Source organism: Chitinophaga sp. W3I9, from assembly GCF_050434025.1.
GTDB lineage: Bacteria > Bacteroidota > Bacteroidia > Chitinophagales > Chitinophagaceae > Chitinophaga.
The window spans coordinates 1,299,099-1,315,038 of the sequence record NZ_JBNPWC010000001.1; the positions used below are offsets into that span (position 1 = coordinate 1,299,099).

11 protein-coding genes are annotated in these 15,940 nt (G+C 47.0%); 3 read left to right on the plus strand and 8 right to left on the minus strand.

Annotated features, from left to right (window positions below):
* Positions 1 to 17 precede the first annotated feature (17 nt).
* Positions 18 to 1,418, plus strand: a complete 1,401-nt coding sequence (gene fumC / locus QFZ51_RS05680) for a class II fumarate hydratase (protein ID WP_370911185.1) — start codon at positions 18 to 20, stop codon at positions 1,416 to 1,418.
* Positions 1,419 to 1,505: 87 nt separating this feature from the next.
* Positions 1,506 to 2,495: a 2-hydroxyacid dehydrogenase gene (locus QFZ51_RS05685; protein WP_429044027.1), complete on the plus strand. Its 990-nt coding sequence runs from the start codon at positions 1,506 to 1,508 to the stop codon at positions 2,493 to 2,495.
* On the opposite strand, the gene QFZ51_RS05690 is transcribed toward QFZ51_RS05685, so the two are convergent.
* The 8 genes from QFZ51_RS05690 to QFZ51_RS05725 all read right to left on the minus strand — a co-directional run bounded on the left by QFZ51_RS05690 (position 2,478) and on the right by QFZ51_RS05725 (position 15,204).
* Entirely contained in the window at positions 2,478 to 3,407 is a 930-nt protein-coding gene (locus tag QFZ51_RS05690) for a sulfite exporter TauE/SafE family protein (RefSeq protein ID WP_429044029.1), read from the minus strand. The genes QFZ51_RS05685 and QFZ51_RS05690 overlap by 18 nt on opposite strands.
* A gap of 81 nt (positions 3,408 to 3,488) precedes the next feature.
* Complete coding sequence (locus tag QFZ51_RS05695; protein WP_429044030.1) at positions 3,489 to 6,347, minus strand: TonB-dependent receptor; 2,859 nt, start codon at positions 6,345 to 6,347, stop codon at positions 3,489 to 3,491.
* Positions 6,348 to 7,029: 682 nt separating this feature from the next.
* Entirely contained in the window at positions 7,030 to 7,689 is a 660-nt protein-coding gene (locus QFZ51_RS05700) for a lipoprotein signal peptidase (RefSeq protein WP_429044033.1), read from the minus strand.
* Between the two features lie 60 nt (positions 7,690 to 7,749).
* The gene (locus QFZ51_RS05705; protein WP_429044035.1) at positions 7,750 to 10,254 is read right to left on the minus strand and encodes a bifunctional UDP-N-acetylmuramoyl-tripeptide:D-alanyl-D-alanine ligase/alanine racemase; all 2,505 of its coding nucleotides are present in this window, start codon (positions 10,252 to 10,254) and stop codon (positions 7,750 to 7,752) included.
* A 57-nt stretch (positions 10,255 to 10,311) separates the two neighbouring features.
* Positions 10,312 to 11,265 carry a TerC/Alx family metal homeostasis membrane protein gene (locus tag QFZ51_RS05710; protein ID WP_429044038.1) on the minus strand — a complete coding sequence of 318 codons (954 nt, stop codon included), beginning with the start codon at positions 11,263 to 11,265 and terminating at the stop codon, positions 10,312 to 10,314.
* A 126-nt stretch (positions 11,266 to 11,391) separates the two neighbouring features.
* A complete protein-coding gene (gldG, locus tag QFZ51_RS05715) occupies positions 11,392 to 13,095 on the minus strand; it encodes a gliding motility-associated ABC transporter substrate-binding protein GldG (protein ID WP_429044041.1) in 1,704 nt (567 codons plus the stop codon).
* A 21-nt stretch (positions 13,096 to 13,116) separates the two neighbouring features.
* The gene (gene gldF / locus QFZ51_RS05720; RefSeq protein ID WP_429044043.1) at positions 13,117 to 13,857 is read right to left on the minus strand and encodes a gliding motility-associated ABC transporter permease subunit GldF; all 741 of its coding nucleotides are present in this window, start codon (positions 13,855 to 13,857) and stop codon (positions 13,117 to 13,119) included.
* A gap of 153 nt (positions 13,858 to 14,010) precedes the next feature.
* Complete coding sequence (locus QFZ51_RS05725) at positions 14,011 to 15,204, minus strand: IscS subfamily cysteine desulfurase (RefSeq protein ID WP_429044045.1); 1,194 nt, start codon at positions 15,202 to 15,204, stop codon at positions 14,011 to 14,013.
* Between the two features lie 130 nt (positions 15,205 to 15,334).
* Here QFZ51_RS05725 and mce point away from each other — a divergent pair, with 130 nt between their 5' ends.
* Positions 15,335 to 15,736, plus strand: a complete 402-nt coding sequence (mce, locus tag QFZ51_RS05730) for a methylmalonyl-CoA epimerase (RefSeq protein ID WP_079469734.1) — start codon at positions 15,335 to 15,337, stop codon at positions 15,734 to 15,736.
* Positions 15,737 to 15,940: the final 204 nt, after the last annotated feature.

Below are 15,940 nucleotides of genomic sequence, written 5' to 3' on the forward strand. Positions count from 1 at the left end.
CCTTAAAAGTTTAAGTCATGGAATTCAGAATAGAGAAAGACACAATGGGCGAGGTTAAAGTGCCTGTAAATGCCTATTATGGCGCTCAAACACAGCGCTCCATTGAAAATTTCAAGATCGCGCAGGATATCAACAAAATGCCGAAGGAAATTATCAAGGCATTCGCTTACCTGAAGAAAGCGGCAGCTATCACTAACCTCGAAGCAGGCGTACTGCCCAAGGAAAAAAGTGACCTGATTGGCCAGGTTTGCGATGAAATCCTGGAAGGTAAACTGGACGATCAGTTTCCGCTGGTAGTATGGCAAACAGGCTCCGGTACCCAGTCTAACATGAACGTAAACGAAGTGGTGGCTTACCGCGCCCACGTAATTCATGGCGGTCAGCTTACTGATAAAGACAAATTTGTTCACCCCAACGATGATGTGAACAAGTCACAGTCTTCCAACGACACCTTCCCTACTGCTATGCACATCGCTGCTTACAAAATGCTGCAGGAAGTTACCATTCCCGGCATCACAAAGCTCCGCGACACGCTGGCGAAAAAGGCAGAAGCGTTTAAAAACGTAGTGAAAATTGGCCGTACCCATTTTATGGATGCCACCCCGCTTACACTCGGGCAGGAAATCAGCGGCTATGTAGCCCAGCTGAATCACGGCCTGAAAGCTATCAACAATTCACTGGCTCACCTGAGCGAGCTGGCATTGGGTGGCACTGCAGTAGGCACCGGCATCAATACGCCAAAAGGCTATTCCGAAAATGTGGCAAAGAATATCGCCCTGTTAACCGGTTTACCTTTTATTACGGCAGAAAATAAATTTGAAGCCCTGGCCGCACACGATGCCATCGTAGAAGCACATGGTGCGCTGAAAACAGTGGCGGTAAGTTTAATGAAGATAGCCAACGACATACGCATGCTGAGCTCCGGCCCACGCGCGGGTATCGGCGAAATTCATATTCCCGACAATGAACCAGGATCGTCTATCATGCCGGGTAAAGTGAATCCAACCCAGTGCGAAGCCCTCACCATGATTGCTGCCCAGGTAATGGGTAACGATGTTACTATCAGTATCGGCGGTTCCAACGGACACTTTGAACTGAACGTATTTAAGCCGGTAATGATCTTCAACTTCCTGCACTCTGCACGCCTTATCGGCGACGGCTGCGTAAGCTTCAATGATAAATGCGCAGAAGGCATCGAACCTATTGAAGCCAATATCAAAAAACATGTGGAAAATTCCCTGATGCTTGTAACGGCACTGAATACCAAAATTGGCTACTACAAAGCAGCCGAAATTGCGCAGAAAGCCCACAAGGAAGGAACTACCCTTAAAGAAATGGCCGTGAAACTGGGTTATGTAACCCCGGCTGAATTTGATGAATGGGTAGTACCAGCAAACATGGTAGGAGAAATCAAGTAATAACAGATCATATTTATGGAAGAAAAGAGTCCCGCCAATAACGGGACTCTTTTTTTATTACCTTCAATGCAAACAAGTACCACGATCATGGATATAGTCTTTTTCAGCGCGCAGCCATACGATATTCATTACTTCAACCAGGGTAACCACCAGGAGGAGCACCGTTTCCGTTTCCTGGAAGTGCAGTTAAATGAAGATAATGCCGCCCTGATAAAAGATGAACCCGTGATCTGCGTATTTGTGAATGATAAGGTGAATGCTGCTGTGATCAGCGTGCTTCAGCAAAAAGGCGTACGTCTTATTGCATTGCGCTGCGCCGGGTTTAATAATGTAGATCTCAAGGCTGCAGCAGCAGCCGGTATAAAGGTAGTGCGGGTGCCGGCCTACTCGCCCCATGCGGTGGCGGAGCATGCGGTGGCCTTGCTCCTGGGGCTGAACCGGAAAATATATAAATCGTATAACCGTGTACGTGATGGCAACTTTACACTGAACGGACTCGAAGGTTTTGATCTCTTTGGTAAAACAATCGGCGTGGTGGGGACAGGCAATATCGGTTCAGTGTTTTGCAAGATCATGCTGGGCTTCGGTTGTAAGGTGTATGCGCATGATATTTATGAGAATGAAGAACTGCTGGAATCAGGCGTAAAGTATGTGTCGCTGGATACTATTTTTGCACAGTCGGATGTGATATCGCTGCATTGCCCGCTGATGGAGCGTACACGGCACATGATCAATGCGAATGCTATTGCATCTATGAAGATGGGCGTAGTACTGATCAATACCAGCCGCGGCGGATTAATAGATACGGCTGCAGTGGTGGCAGCGCTTAAAGATGGCCATATCGGCGCACTTGGAATAGATGTATATGAGCAGGAAGAACACCTGTTTTTTCAGAACTTCTCCGGAAGTATTATCCAGGACGATGTACTATCAAGATTAACTACCTTCCCTAATGTGCTGGTAACTGCCCACCAGGGCTTCTTTACAAAAGAAGCGCTCACACAAATAGCAGAGGTAACGCTGAACAATATACGTAGTTTTGAAAAAGAAGGCATATTGTTAAACGAGGTGAAGTAGCGTAGCGACAATTGTACGCAGACTCAGAATAATAATGAGGACGCCTACCATAATCATCAGTGGTTTCCGTTTTATTTTCCGCACCAGGATGGCAGCAAAAGGAGAAGCGATCACACCACCGATTACAAGGCCTACAATTACCTGCCAGCTGGAGATACCGGTGAAGATCAGGAAGGTGGCAGCGCTGGAAAGGGAAATAAAGAACTCTGCTGCATTTACGGAACCGATGGTATAATGTACGGTACGGCCTTTACTCAGCAAGGTGGAAGTAACAATGGGGCCCCAGCCTCCGCCGCCGATGGCGTCCATAAATCCCCCGGCAAACGCCAATGGTCCGAGTCTTTTTGTTTTGGTTTTTCTTTTATTTTTCTGGATGCCTTTCCGGATAACTATAATACCGAGTATCAGCAGGTATGCGCTGATGAAGGGCTTTATCACATCCCCGTCAATCTTGTCGGATAACAGGTAAGCGCCGGAGATGGCGCCGATCATTCCCGGGATCAACAAGCATAAAAACAGTTTCTTATTTACGTTGCCCAGTTTAAAATGTGCAAACCCTGAAGCGCCGGTGGTAAATACTTCTGCCACATGCACGCTGGCGCTGCTTACTGAAGGCGATACGCCCAGTCCCAGTAATAAAGAAGAAGAGGTAGCGCCGTATGCCATACCCAATGCGCCGTCTACCAGTTGCGCGCATAATCCCACCACAATATAAAACAGCAGCTCTGTTGTAAAGAGAGAGTGAAAGAACCGGCGTACATTTCCCTGTACGGCATCCGGTACTTCGTAATAATAAAGGGCAATCAGCGCGGTGACTATCAACAACGATACAACCCCTATCTGCCACCATTTGAAGGAGGACTGCGGCTTTTCGGTAACGGTGCCTGCAACGGCTGTTGTACGTATAGTCATACCAGTTATTTTTAGGTAGTTTTTTAAAGACAGGGATGCAGCGATATCGCTGCATCCCTGTATCTCAGCAACTATTATTTATTATTTCCGCTGGAACACATTGTCGTATGTTAACGCCAGGTAGTATAATCCGCCAATAGTGGGACCTCCCACATACTGGAAGTACTTGGAGTTCAGGATATTGGAAGCGCCCAGTTTAAAGGATGTTTTGATCTTTGGTACACGGTAGGTGATCTGCGCATCTACAGTGTTGTAGGAAGGCACGTCGCCATTACCAAAAAGGTTCTGCCAGTAGAAAGTATTCTGCCAGTGCCATACTACGTTGAAGCCAATATTTTTGTACACATTGCGGTTACCTAGGCTTACGTTGGTGAACCAGTCTGGTGTGTTAAAACCGGGAATCAACGCATCATCTTTGGTTTTATCCTGCGCCAGTTTGTTGTAGTTGGCGTTACCGCTGATGGTGTAGCTTTTATACAGGTCATAAGTAACTGCTACAGCGAAACCGTAGTTGTTTACGGTGGATTTACTGTTGGTCCATACGCGGTAGCGATCCTGTAAAGACTTATCCAGCATCTGGTTCAGCACTGTTTGATCGGGATTGTTAACGTTACCTGTTTTAGGCACTACTGCTTCAATCTGGCCTATGAAATGTTTATAAGAGCTGTAGTATCCATCTATGTCTACAAAAAGTTTGTTATCGAGCAGTACCGCTTTATAACCGGCTTCGAAAGAGGTGATCTGTTCCGGAACGATAGGATCCAGGTTGGCCACTTTCAATACGCCTGCATTTTTTGCGGCGGCAGCATCTTTGGAGATGTGTTCCGCGTTGATGGTTTTATTTACCGCTACACCAAACGCATCTACGGAGCTGGTGAGGAAGGAGTTTTTGAAGTAACCCAGTCCTTCTTCAATGAATGCGAGTCCGCCTACACGTCTTACCTGGCCGTTGTTTACGAAGGAATACGCTTCAAACAGTGAAGGGAAGCGGAATCCGTTTTGCCAGGAAAGGCGGAAGTTATGTTTGTCTTTGATGCTGTAAACTGCTGCGATGCGTGGGTTTACTTTACCTTCGAACTGTTCGTTTTTATCGTAGCGCAGGGAGCCGGTGAGCTTTAATGCGTCGTTGAAGAATGTTTTGCTGATTTGTGCGAAGCCGCCGTATTTACCGTACCAGATGTGTTTACCGCCTGGTTGGTTGCGTTTGTCGGCGGGGCGGGAGAAATCCACGAAGTTGTTACCGTCCGGGATGATTTCATAGGTGCGGTAATCGGCGCCTACCAGTACATCCGCGAAATGGATGTATTTACGCAGGTTCCAGGTACCTTCTGTGTGGTAGAACCGGCTCTTTTGCAGGAGAGCGGCGCCACCACTGGTATTTTCAGGGTTCTTGGAAGTAGGGTAAATATCCCAGTCGTTGATACTTTTTATTTTGGCCACCTGTGCATCAAAAGCGGGAGTGCCGGGCGTCCATCTGCCGGCGTCTGCAAAGGCGCGGGCGGCGGCATGTGCGGCTACCAGGTCGGAGCCTGCAGTGAGCGCATTGTTCAGGCCGGAGGTATAATCGGCCAGCCATTTTTTATCTGGTTTGAATGATTTTTCGAGGTTGTCGGCCAGGGGATTCATGTTATAGGAATCGCCGGTATTTTCAATGGAGATGTACGACCTCACGGTGAAGTCGGGGTGTACGAGTTCGAGTTTGCCGTTTTGTACAGTTACGCCTCTGAGGCCAATACGGTTACCACGTTGAAAGAAGCCGTCCATTTCCCCGTAGCGGTAAGACGCGGACAGTTCCAGTTTGTGGGGTAAGCGGAAGTTAAAAGACACGTCGGCCTTTTTATTCTTAACGGTAAAGTCGCCCACGATATCTTTTTCCCAGTAGCCGGTGCGGTGTACATTGTAGGCGCGTCCGTCTTTATCGATAACCTGGAGGTTGGAGTTATCGCCATATTTATTCCATGCATCGTTGGCGATGTTGTTGGCGCCGCTGAGTTGTGGAAAGTCGGGGTTGGCTTTGGATTGCGGGGAAAAGTCGCTGTGGTTATCAGCGTACCAGTCGGTACCCTGCATGTAGCTCAGGTTAATTTTCCAGGCAAACCAGGAAGAGTATTGCTGTGCATAGCGTACAGCCGTTTCCGTGAGTAATTTTGCGCCACCGTCGTCACCAACGTGGTTCACGGCTACTTTCTGGTATACGCTTACGCCCTGGTATTGGAAGGGGTTTTTAGTGATGAGATTGGACATTCCGTTGATGGCGTTCATGCCATACAGGGCGGAAGATGCACCGGGTGTAACTTCCACGCTGGAAATATCAAGCTCCGTAGGTCCGATGGCGTTACCCAGTGGCACGCCGAGGGTGGCTGCCTGGTTGTCCACACCATCTACCAGCTGCATAAAGCGGAAGTTGTTGGGAACGTTGAAGCCGCGGGTGTTGAATACTTTGAAGGTAAGGCCGGCGGTGGTCATTTGCACGCCTTTCAGGTTACCGAGGGCGTCGTAGAACGTGGAAGAAGGGGTTTCTTTCAGCGCCCTGATGTCCAGTTTTTCGATGGCAACTGGTGAGCGGAGCAGTTTTTCCTGCTGACGGGAAGCGGACACCACTACTTCATTTACCAATAGTGATTGTGTATATAACTGGATGGCCAGTTTGCTGCTGCTGCTTTTTACTTCAAACTCCTGGGGTTGATAGCCTATGAGCCTGATGACCAGCTTCAGCGGGAATTTAGAATTGGTGGTTACTTCAAAGCGGCCGGTGGTATCTGTTTGAGCGCCGAAGGAAGTGCCTTTGATTTGTACGGAGGCGCCTGGAAGGGCTGCCCCATGATCGTCTGTAATTTTGCCCTGGATGACATAAGAGCCGTTAAGTTGAGCATGTACCAGTGCCGGACTGAATGCCAATATTAAGAACAGGTATTTTGCCAGCATTAAAAACTTTTGCATGTGCTGTAAACATTATTGATTCTGGAATGAGAAAATGATAAGGGGGACCTTTTTACGATGTCGTGCCGCAACATCGTACTGAAAATGAATGATTTGTAAAATTTATTATCATATAGTCTATAGAATTAGTAGACAAATATAATCCGGGTATTTTTCATTTCAAAGCAAATGGGGTGATTATTTGGAAAAAGGTGTGTCCGGAACTGCGGTGGGAATAGCATTTGCGTTTGTAACCTCCTCAGCGTGAAAGGCTTGGAAGGCCATATTTTTTTATTGGAGGCGTCGCTTTATAACTATGTTTAATATGCGGGGATACTTCTGTGATACTTCTTGGATACTTCTCTGATACTTCCCGGATACTTAGGACTCGTGTATGTGTTATAGTCCCCATATAGTCCCTATATAGTTCCTATACACTCCCTATACACTCATGATACACTCCCCATACACTCTCTATACACTGTCACGTCCTGAAATAGGTTTACACCCCCGGTGAATAATCCTGATTTTGGTTTACGGGTATCTTAGTATAAATCCAATTTCGGGCATTTTGCGGAAATTTCAGAAGATTTTGGAAGATGAAAGACGGATATTTTGCCGGTCATCTTCCTATGCTTTAAAGTAATAGCATAAAAAAAGCGCTTACCACCGGTGAGCGCTTTCTATATAAATAAGTTGATAATTAAGTTACGGGATCTTTTGCTACAGCATCAGAGTGTTCAACGGCTTTAGGCTGCATGTGTTTTCCGAAGAAGCGTTTCTGGAACAGCAGGATAGTGATTACACCGGTAGAAATAGCTGCATCAGCAACGTTGAATACCGGGCGGAAAAACACGAAGTAGTCGCCGCCTTTAAACGGTACCCATTTAGGCAGGTAGCCTTCGTAGATAGGGAAGTATAACATATCTACCACACGGCCATGCAGGAAGCTGCCATAACCGCCGCCGGCAGGCATAAACTTCGCTACTTCATACCCTACACTATCGTTAAAAATAAGGCCGTAGAACATACTGTCTATCAGGTTGCCGGCTGCTCCTGCCAGGATCAGGGATCCACAAATCAGCAGGCCGGTACTGTATTTTTCTTTGATGAGCTTTTTCATGTACACAAAGCCCACCACTACAGCTACCAGGCGGAACATGGTAAGAAGGATCTTCCCGAAGTCGCCTCCGAATTTAAGACCATAGGCCATTCCTTCATTTTCAATAAAATGGATCCGGAACCAATTGGGGAAAATCACAAACTCCTGTTGCATAAACATATGCGTCTTGATCCAGAATTTCAGTGTCTGGTCAATAACCAGGATCAGGATAACGATAAATACTACGTGACGATATTTCAACTGATATTAGAATTTTATCAAAAATAATAGTTTATTTCAAAGTCGAAGCCTGCAATATCATTATTCCTGGAAATATACCCTTTTTACGCGCTGTGAAATTCCTGTTAATATTTCATAGGGAATGGTTCCAGCCCAGGTGGAGAGGTCCTGTACGGACAAATCCTGGCCAAAAACAATAACCTCGTCTCCCTCTGATACGTCGGGGATATGTGTTACATCGAGCATGAGCATATCCATCGCCACTACACCGGCTACAGGCGCCAGTTTGCCACGAACCAGCATTTTACCAACGCCCATGCCCAGTCTGCGTGGGTAGCCATCGGCATAGCCAATACGCACGGTAGCAGTCACTGCCGGGCCTTTGGCTTCCCATTTGGCGCCATAACCCACGGTATCGCCGGCTTCCAGGCGTTTTAGTTGTGCTACGGTGGTTTTCAGGGTGCTTACATTGCGAAGCTGGTCCTGGATGCCGTTGCTGCTGTCGATGCCGTACATGCCGATACCCAGCCGCACCATATCCAGTTGCAGGTCGGGGTGGCGACTGATGGCGGCGCTGTTGGCAATATGGCGGATTACAGTATAGCCCAATGCTTTCTGCAGTTCATGGCTCATATCATAAAACAGGCGGCCTTGCTGCTGTGTGAAAGCATCCTTTGCAGGATCTTCACTGGCAGCCAGGTGGCTGAAAATGGATTGCACTTTCATCAGCGGGGTGGCGGTGAGTATTTGCGCCAGTTCGGCAATTTCGCTTTTCACGAATCCCAGGCGGTGCATACCGGTATCGAGCTTGATGTGAACGGGGAACTCCGTTTTGCCTGCTGTGGTGATTTCCTCCATAAACTGCAGGAGGATCTGCATGGAATAAATTTCCGGTTCCAGGTTCCAGTGGAGGATGGCGTCGAAACTGGCAGGTTCCGGGTTCATCACCATGATAGGCATGGTAATGCCGGCCCTTCTCAGCTCCACTCCTTCGTCGGCGTAGGCTACCGCGAGGTAGTCGACTCCGTGGAACTGGAGGAGATTGGCTATTTCAAAGCTGCCGCTGCCATAGGAGAACGCTTTTACCATGGCCATTAATTTGGTGTTTGGTTTTAACAGCGACTGGTACAGCTTTACATTATGGGAAATAGCGGTGAGATTAATTTCCAGGATGGTTTGATGCGCCTTTTGTTCCAGCAGTTTGCCGATGCGTTCAAACTGGAAGATGCGGGAGCCTTTTACCAGGATGGTTTCATTCTGAAAATCATCTGCGTTGAATTGTTGTATGTATTCATCGGTGGTGGTAAGGAACTGTGTTTTCAGGCCTTCTATCTGCTGGAAGCTTTTTTTCTCCCTGCCTATATTTTTACCGATAGCAATTAATTTATTGATGCCTTTCTTTTGCAGGAGGTCTGCAACTTCTTCATACAGGGTGGCGTCGCTTTTGCCACTTTGGAGGATATCGCTGAGGATAACCGTGCGGGTAGCGTGCTGCTGCTGTTGCTGGAGGAAGTCGAGCGCAATGGTTAAAGAGCCGAGGTCCAGGCTGTAGCTGTCGTTAATCACCGAGCAGTTATTGATTCCCTGTTTCAGTTCCAGGCGCATGGCGATATTGCTGAGCTGATCCATCCGTTGCTGGATAACGGCTTGTTCCTTGCCGAGGTACAGCATGAGCGCCAGGCAGTGAATGGCATTTTCGATGGAGCCTTCATCTACAAAAGGAATCTGGAAATGCAGGGGTTCCTGTTTGTAAAGGGCATCTATACGGGTATGGTTATCGTGTTTATCCACACTGGTTACCCGGAGGTCGGCATCGGTTTTCCGTGACCAGGAAAATAATTCCGGTCCGCCTTCCTGGTTTTCTTTTTTGCCTACCTGGTTGTGAAAGGCCAGCACACACTCATTGAGAGCGAGATAGTCTTTGCAGTAAATGAGGATATCGCTTTTAGCGAACAGTACCAGCTTTTCATTTATTTTCTGGCGGATATTTAAGAATCCTTCGCTGTGAGCTTCCCCGATATTGGTGAAGATGCCGATAGTGGGACGGATAATTTTTTCGAGGTTCACCATTTCACCGGGTTGTGAAATGCCGGCTTCAAAGATGGCCAGCTGGTGTTCCGGTTTCATTTGCCATACAGAAAGCGGTACTCCTATCTGGGAGTTATAGCTTTTAGGACTGCGAACAATATTGTAATCTTTTTCCAGCAGCTGGTACAGCCATTCCTTTACAATGGTTTTGCCATTGCTGCCGGTGATGCCAATAACAGGTATATGGAACTGGTGCCGGTGAAAGGCCACCAGTGCGTGCAGCGCCTGCAGGGTGTCTTTTACGAGAATGAAGTTGGCTTTAGGATACTTCTCCAGTGGCACTTGTTCACTCACCACAAAATTGCTCACCCCTTTGCGGTACAATTCTTCAATGTATTGATGCGCGTTGCGCCGCGGGCTAACCAATGGAATAAACAGAGATGTTTCGGGGAAGCTGAGCTTCCTGCTGTCCAATAAAAGATGGTCAATTTCAGAAAATCCGGTCTCTTGCAACAATTCCCCTTTCAAAGTTTTGTTGATGCTGGCTGCGTTATACACGTTTATCAGGTTTGAATAATCACTTAGCTGCTGCAAAATTAATGTCTGCGCTGCTTTTTACTTCACTTCTCCTTCCGGTAATTCTTTTTTCTGATGATAGAGAGAATAGAGGATGGAACCTCCCAGGCATAGCACTATCACTATCAATGATACGTATACCGGTATATGAATATTGTGCTTGTGCAAAAAATACTCTGCCAGCATTTTCAGTCCTATAAAAACCAGGACGATGGCAATACCCTGGGGCAGATAATCAAATTTATCTACCGCTCCCCTCAGTAAAAAGAACAGGGACCTGAGTCCCAAAACCGCAAATATATTAGAGGTATATACTACCATCGGATCCCGTGATATGGCAAATACAGCCGGTATAGAATCTACCGCAAATAAGATATCTGTTACTGCCAGCATCACCACAACCAGTGATAACGTAGTGAGATATGCCTTATTATGTTTACGGATCACAAATTTGCCTTTCGGCTCTTCTGTAGTTACCCGCATGTATTTATTCATAAAACGGTAAATCGCATTTTCTTCCGGTTTAAATTCGTCATCCTCTTTTGTGACAAACATTTTAATGCCGGTATAAATGAGAAAAGCACCGAAGATGTATAATATCCATTCAAATCTTTCTATGAGCTCAATTCCCAGCCAGATAAATAAAGCCCTGAAAATAATGGCCATTAGTATACCTATCAGCAATACCCTGGAATAGTACTCTTCTTTTATTTTAAAAAAACTAAAGATGAGTATAAATACAAAGATATTATCTATCGACAGGGATTTCTCCATCAGGTATGCGCTCAAAAAGCTGATGGCGGGTTCTGCGCCGTCTTCCAGCCACATGAACCCAAAAAAGAGCATAGATAAAACTACCCAGAAAATGCTTTGCCACAGGGCAGTCTTCAAGCTTGTTTTCGTATTTTTCTTACTAAAAAAACCAAGGTCAAATACTACTGCCAGGATGATCACAATAAAAAATACCAGATATGTTACTTCTGTTTTTCCCACGTGATTTGCATTTTATGAGCAGCAAAGATAGGAAAACGGCAGCTAGGTTTCCGGTTTAAGGTTGCCATTTCCGGGAAGCGGCCACTGTTGTATGCCCTGAAAGCCAGTGTCTTACAGCACTTCAGCCTATTCAGCAAATTTACGTTGCCGTATAAACTGGAATACCATGGCAAATAGCAAAACCAGCCCAACGGGTACGAGGAAACAGATGACCTGCCATTTGGTTTTTTCCTGCCGGATTTTTTCTCCATCCAGCAAACGCAGTGTCAGCTCCTTGTTCCGGGCTTCCATGATACCGCTGTTGCCGCTGAGATACTCCAGGCAGTTGAGAAAAAACTCTTTATTGGCAAAGGCAAAGCCCGGGTTAAATTCGTTGATGCCCATTTGCAGCGGACCTTCCTTGCGGGATACGGCATTGGAAATTACATCGCCATCACTTACCACAATCATTTTGTTGATAGTATCGGATGATTCCCTGAAAGGTTGCCCGGATGCGTGAAACAGCTGGTTTACCGCATCAGGATTTTCGCGGTTGCGGAACAGGGAAGTAAATTTCCCTTCCAGCAAAACGGCTGTGGGCAGGTATTTCTGGCGGTATTCGCGCGGATTGGGCTGTGTTTTTACGATGTCCCAGCTTACCTGTGCCGGCAGGCGTGTGGTACGGCTGTTCCTGGAAGTGGTGAGCAGTATGGTTTTGCGGATGGCGTCGTTTTTTATAGTGTCGATAGAACTTACGAAGCGGCTCAGCACCATATCCAGATTTTTTACGATAGGATGCGCTTTGGTAGGCATCAGCATGGGGAAGTATGGGAACGGCATCGGCTGTATCTGCGGCCGGTTGCCCACATTGCCTACTACCAGCGGCACTACATCGCTTTGCAGGTCCTGTACCAGGTCCTGGTTAATGCGCACGCCGTAGCGGAACAGGAGGTCTTCCAGGTTCAGCCCGCGATCCATGGCAAAGAATTCCGGGTGCTCATGTAAACTGTCCATGGTGGCGCTGGATTCATCCAGGAACCACAGTACTTTGCCGCCGTTCATTACATACTGGTCTATTTTAAATTTATCTGCATCAGAGAAAGTGCCTGCCGGTTTGGCAAAGAGGATTACATTAAAATCGCGGGGTATGTAGGAAGCGGCCTGCAGGGTGAGGGTATCCAGGCCGTAGCTGTTTTGAAGGGTACTCAGGGCGTCGTATACTTCGGCGCCAAGTGATTCTCCATGCCCCAGCATGTACCCGATGAGTGGTTTTTCCTTTTCCTGCAATTTATGGATGGCATAGGCAAACTGGTATTCCAGCAACGCTTCCGAGCTGTTCATGGTTTGCATGGGATCCTGCCCGCCCTGGTTTTTCAGGAGATTCACCCCTACCGTTTTGCCTTTGTAATGTACCAGTGCACCGGGGAAGATCAGCTTTTCGGCGAAGCCGTCGTTGGCTTCCTGCTGCACTTTCATATTAAACGGCATGATGCCCTGTGCGGTGAGTTCACCGAGGAATTTCATGCGTGCGGAGTCCGTCAGCCCCTGTCCGGGATTGATAAATGTAAACCGGAGGTTTTGTTTACCGTATTCGCGGAACTCTTCCAGCAGTTCGGAAGTGGATTGTGCCAGCTGACGGAAGCTGGCGGGGTAATCGCCCTTGAGGAATACCTCAATTTCCACCGGGCTGTCCAGTTTGCGGAGCATTTGCCGGGTGCTGGCGGTGAGCGTGTATCTTTTTTCTGCTGTCAGGTCCCATCTGCCATGAAAATAAGCTGCTGCTATATTAATGCCCGTGAGTACCAGTATAACTGTTATTGCACGTTGTATGTATTTCTTTCGTGTAGCCATGTTGTTTAGTAAGGACGGTCATTAACCGTTTTGCCAGAGTTTTCTTTGCAGGGATAATTTAGTGAGATAGAGCATCAGGCCTATGATGCTGATAAAATAAACGATATCGCGGCTATCTATTACACCACGACTGATGGAGGCGTAATGGAATTTAATCCCAGCCATTTGCAGGTAGTAGTCGGCTCCGCCGCTGAACGCCGGTATTTTGCTGGCGGCATCGAAGCCGTTATAAAGTATAAAGCAGGTAAACAGTGCAATGAGAAAGGCGATCATGGCATTGTTGGTTAAAGAAGAAGACCAGATACCGGTAGCGGTGAATGTTGCCCCCAGCAGTAAAAGCCCGATGTAGGAGCCGGTGATACCGCCGGTATCAAGCAGCTGGTTATCTACACTCAATTGTTTTATAGCAAAAAAATAAACGATGGTAGGAAGCAGGGAGATGGCTACAATGAGCAGGCTGCCCCAGAATTTACCCATTACAATCTGCCAGCCGGTAAGTGGTTTGGTGCTCAGCAATTCCATGGTACCGGTTTTAAATTCATCTGCAAAGCAGCGCATGGTAATGGCCGGTATGAGCAAGAGGTAAATAAGCGGCGCCAGGTTGAACAGCGGATCCAGGTTGGCATACCCGGTGTCCAGTAAACTGGTTTCCGGGAAAACGAACAACATTAATCCATTCGCCAGTAAAAACAGTATGATGGCTACATAGCCGGTAACACTGCTGAAAAACTGGTTAATCTCTTTCTTAAAGATGGCTAGCATGAACAGTTTGTAAGGATTAGGATATTAGTAAAGATACAAATATAGGGTAAACGCTATTACCTTTCCGGCTATTGTATGGGAGGTTTTTAAGGGGCTTTATACGGGGGAGTATGTACGGAGTATCTACGGCATTGACCCGGGGGAAAGGTGGACTTAAAGGTCCACGCCATCTTTATACATTTCCCATATGGGGCTGATGGTTCTTAGCTGGGAAACGGCGTCTGTAATGGTTTGAATAGTAAAATCTATTTGTTCATCTGTGGTAAACCTTCCGAGGCCAAAGCGGAGGGAGGCGTGTGCGAGGTCGTCGCTGAGGCCCATTGCTTTCAGCACGTAACTGGGTTCCATGGAGGCGGAGGTACAGGCTGATCCGGAGGAAAGGGCGATCTTTTTATTGAAGCCCATCATGAGGGTTTCGCTTTCCACGTATTTAAATGACAGGTTGCAGGTATGTGGCAGGCGCTGGCCGGGGGCGCCATTTAAATATGTTTGCTCTATTTCCAGCAAAGCCTTTTCCAGCCTGTTTCTCATGGGAAGGATGCGTTGTGTGTCGGCCGCCATTTCTTCCATACATAGTTCGCAGGCTTTTCCCAGTCCTACGATGCCGGGCACATTCAGGGTGCCGGAGCGCATACCTCTTTCGTGGCCGCCTCCGTCGATCTGTGCGGTGAGCTTTACGCGGGGGGAACGTCTGCGCACATATAAGGCGCCTGTTCCTTTAGGACCGTACATTTTATGGGCGCTGAGGGTAAGCAGGTCTATACCATCGTCGTTTACGTCTACCGGAATTTTCCCTGCTGCCTGGGTGGCATCTGTCATAAATAATACGCCATGCTTTCTGGCAATATCGCTGATGGCGCGTATGGGGTTGATGACACCGGTTTCATTATTGGCATACATCAGGCTGATCAGGATAGTTTGGGGCGTAATAGCCGCTTCCAGTTCGTTGAGGTCAATAAGTCCTTCGTGGTTTACCGGAAGCCAGGTTACCTGTGCGCCCTGTTTTTCGAGGTGTTTGCAGGTGTCAATGACGGCTTTATGTTCGGTGACGGCAGTAATAATATGATTGCCTTTGCCGGCGTATGTTTCATACACTCCTTTAATGGCAAGGTTAACGGCTTCTGTGGCGCCGGAAGTAAAGACAATTTCTTTAGGTGTTGCCCCAATCAGTTTGGCTACCTGTTCACGGGCATTGTCTACTGCTTCCTCGGCAGCCCATCCCAGGAGGTGGCTGCGGCTTGCTGCGTTGCCGAATATTTCGGTGAAATAGGGTAACATGGCCGCTACTACCCTGGGATCGCAGGGAGTGGTGGCATTATTATCGAGGTAAACGGGCAGCTGCAGCATAATGTCTTTCTGTTTATATTAAAATCCGGGCCTAACAAATTTACAACATAAGTTCTATTTTTACCGGGTTAAGCATATTCCGGAAAGCGGTACGGATACCGGATTTGTACCACTATTAATATTTATAAACATGCTCAGGGTAGAACATATAGGCATTGCCGTTAATAAATTATCTGTGTCCATTCCGCTTTTTGAAAAGCTGCTGAACACGCCATGTTACAAGCAGGAGGAGGTGGACAGCGAGCAGGTGCAGACCGCCTTTTTCCGGCAGGGCGAAACCAAAATAGAATTGCTGGAAGCCACAGGGCCGGACAGCGCTATTGCAAAGTTCCTGGATAAGAAAGGAGAAGGCATGCATCACATCGCCTTTGAAGTAACGGATATTTATGCAGAAATGAAACGGTTACAGGAAGAAGGGTTTGTTTTATTACAGGAAACGCCAAAAAAGGGGGCTGATAATAAGCTGATCTGTTTCCTGCATCCTAAGCACAGCAACGGGGTTTTGATAGAAATTTGCCAGGATATCAAGTAAGCATTTACTTATATATTTAAAATTTAAATAATAATATTTTTTTTAATTTTTTTTCCATTTTAGCAATCCAAAGGAATTTATCCTCCGTAAGTAATAGAGAGACACCCCGGAAAGAAGGGCCCAAAATGTTAAGACCAAAATTTTTTCACGAATTTTTGAACAAATACATTTTCCATTACGTTATCTCTTATATACAAAATAGAA

Coding starts and splice junctions, on each gene's coding strand:
- fumC (WP_370911185.1), top strand. CDS start 18: ATGGAATTCAGAATAGAGAAAGACACAATGGGCGAGGTTAAAGTGCCT.
- QFZ51_RS05685 (WP_429044027.1), top strand. CDS start 1,506: ATGGATATAGTCTTTTTCAGCGCGCAGCCATACGATATTCATTACTTC.
- QFZ51_RS05690 (WP_429044029.1), bottom strand. CDS start 3,407: ATGACTATACGTACAACAGCCGTTGCAGGCACCGTTACCGAAAAGCCG.
- QFZ51_RS05725 (WP_429044045.1), bottom strand. CDS start 15,204: ATGCTGCAGCTGCCCGTTTACCTCGATAATAATGCCACCACTCCCTGC.
- gldG (WP_429044041.1), bottom strand. CDS start 13,095: ATGGCTACACGAAAGAAATACATACAACGTGCAATAACAGTTATACTG.
- QFZ51_RS05695 (WP_429044030.1), bottom strand. CDS start 6,347: ATGCAAAAGTTTTTAATGCTGGCAAAATACCTGTTCTTAATATTGGCA.
- mce (WP_079469734.1), top strand. CDS start 15,335: ATGCTCAGGGTAGAACATATAGGCATTGCCGTTAATAAATTATCTGTG.
- gldF (WP_429044043.1), bottom strand. CDS start 13,857: ATGCTAGCCATCTTTAAGAAAGAGATTAACCAGTTTTTCAGCAGTGTT.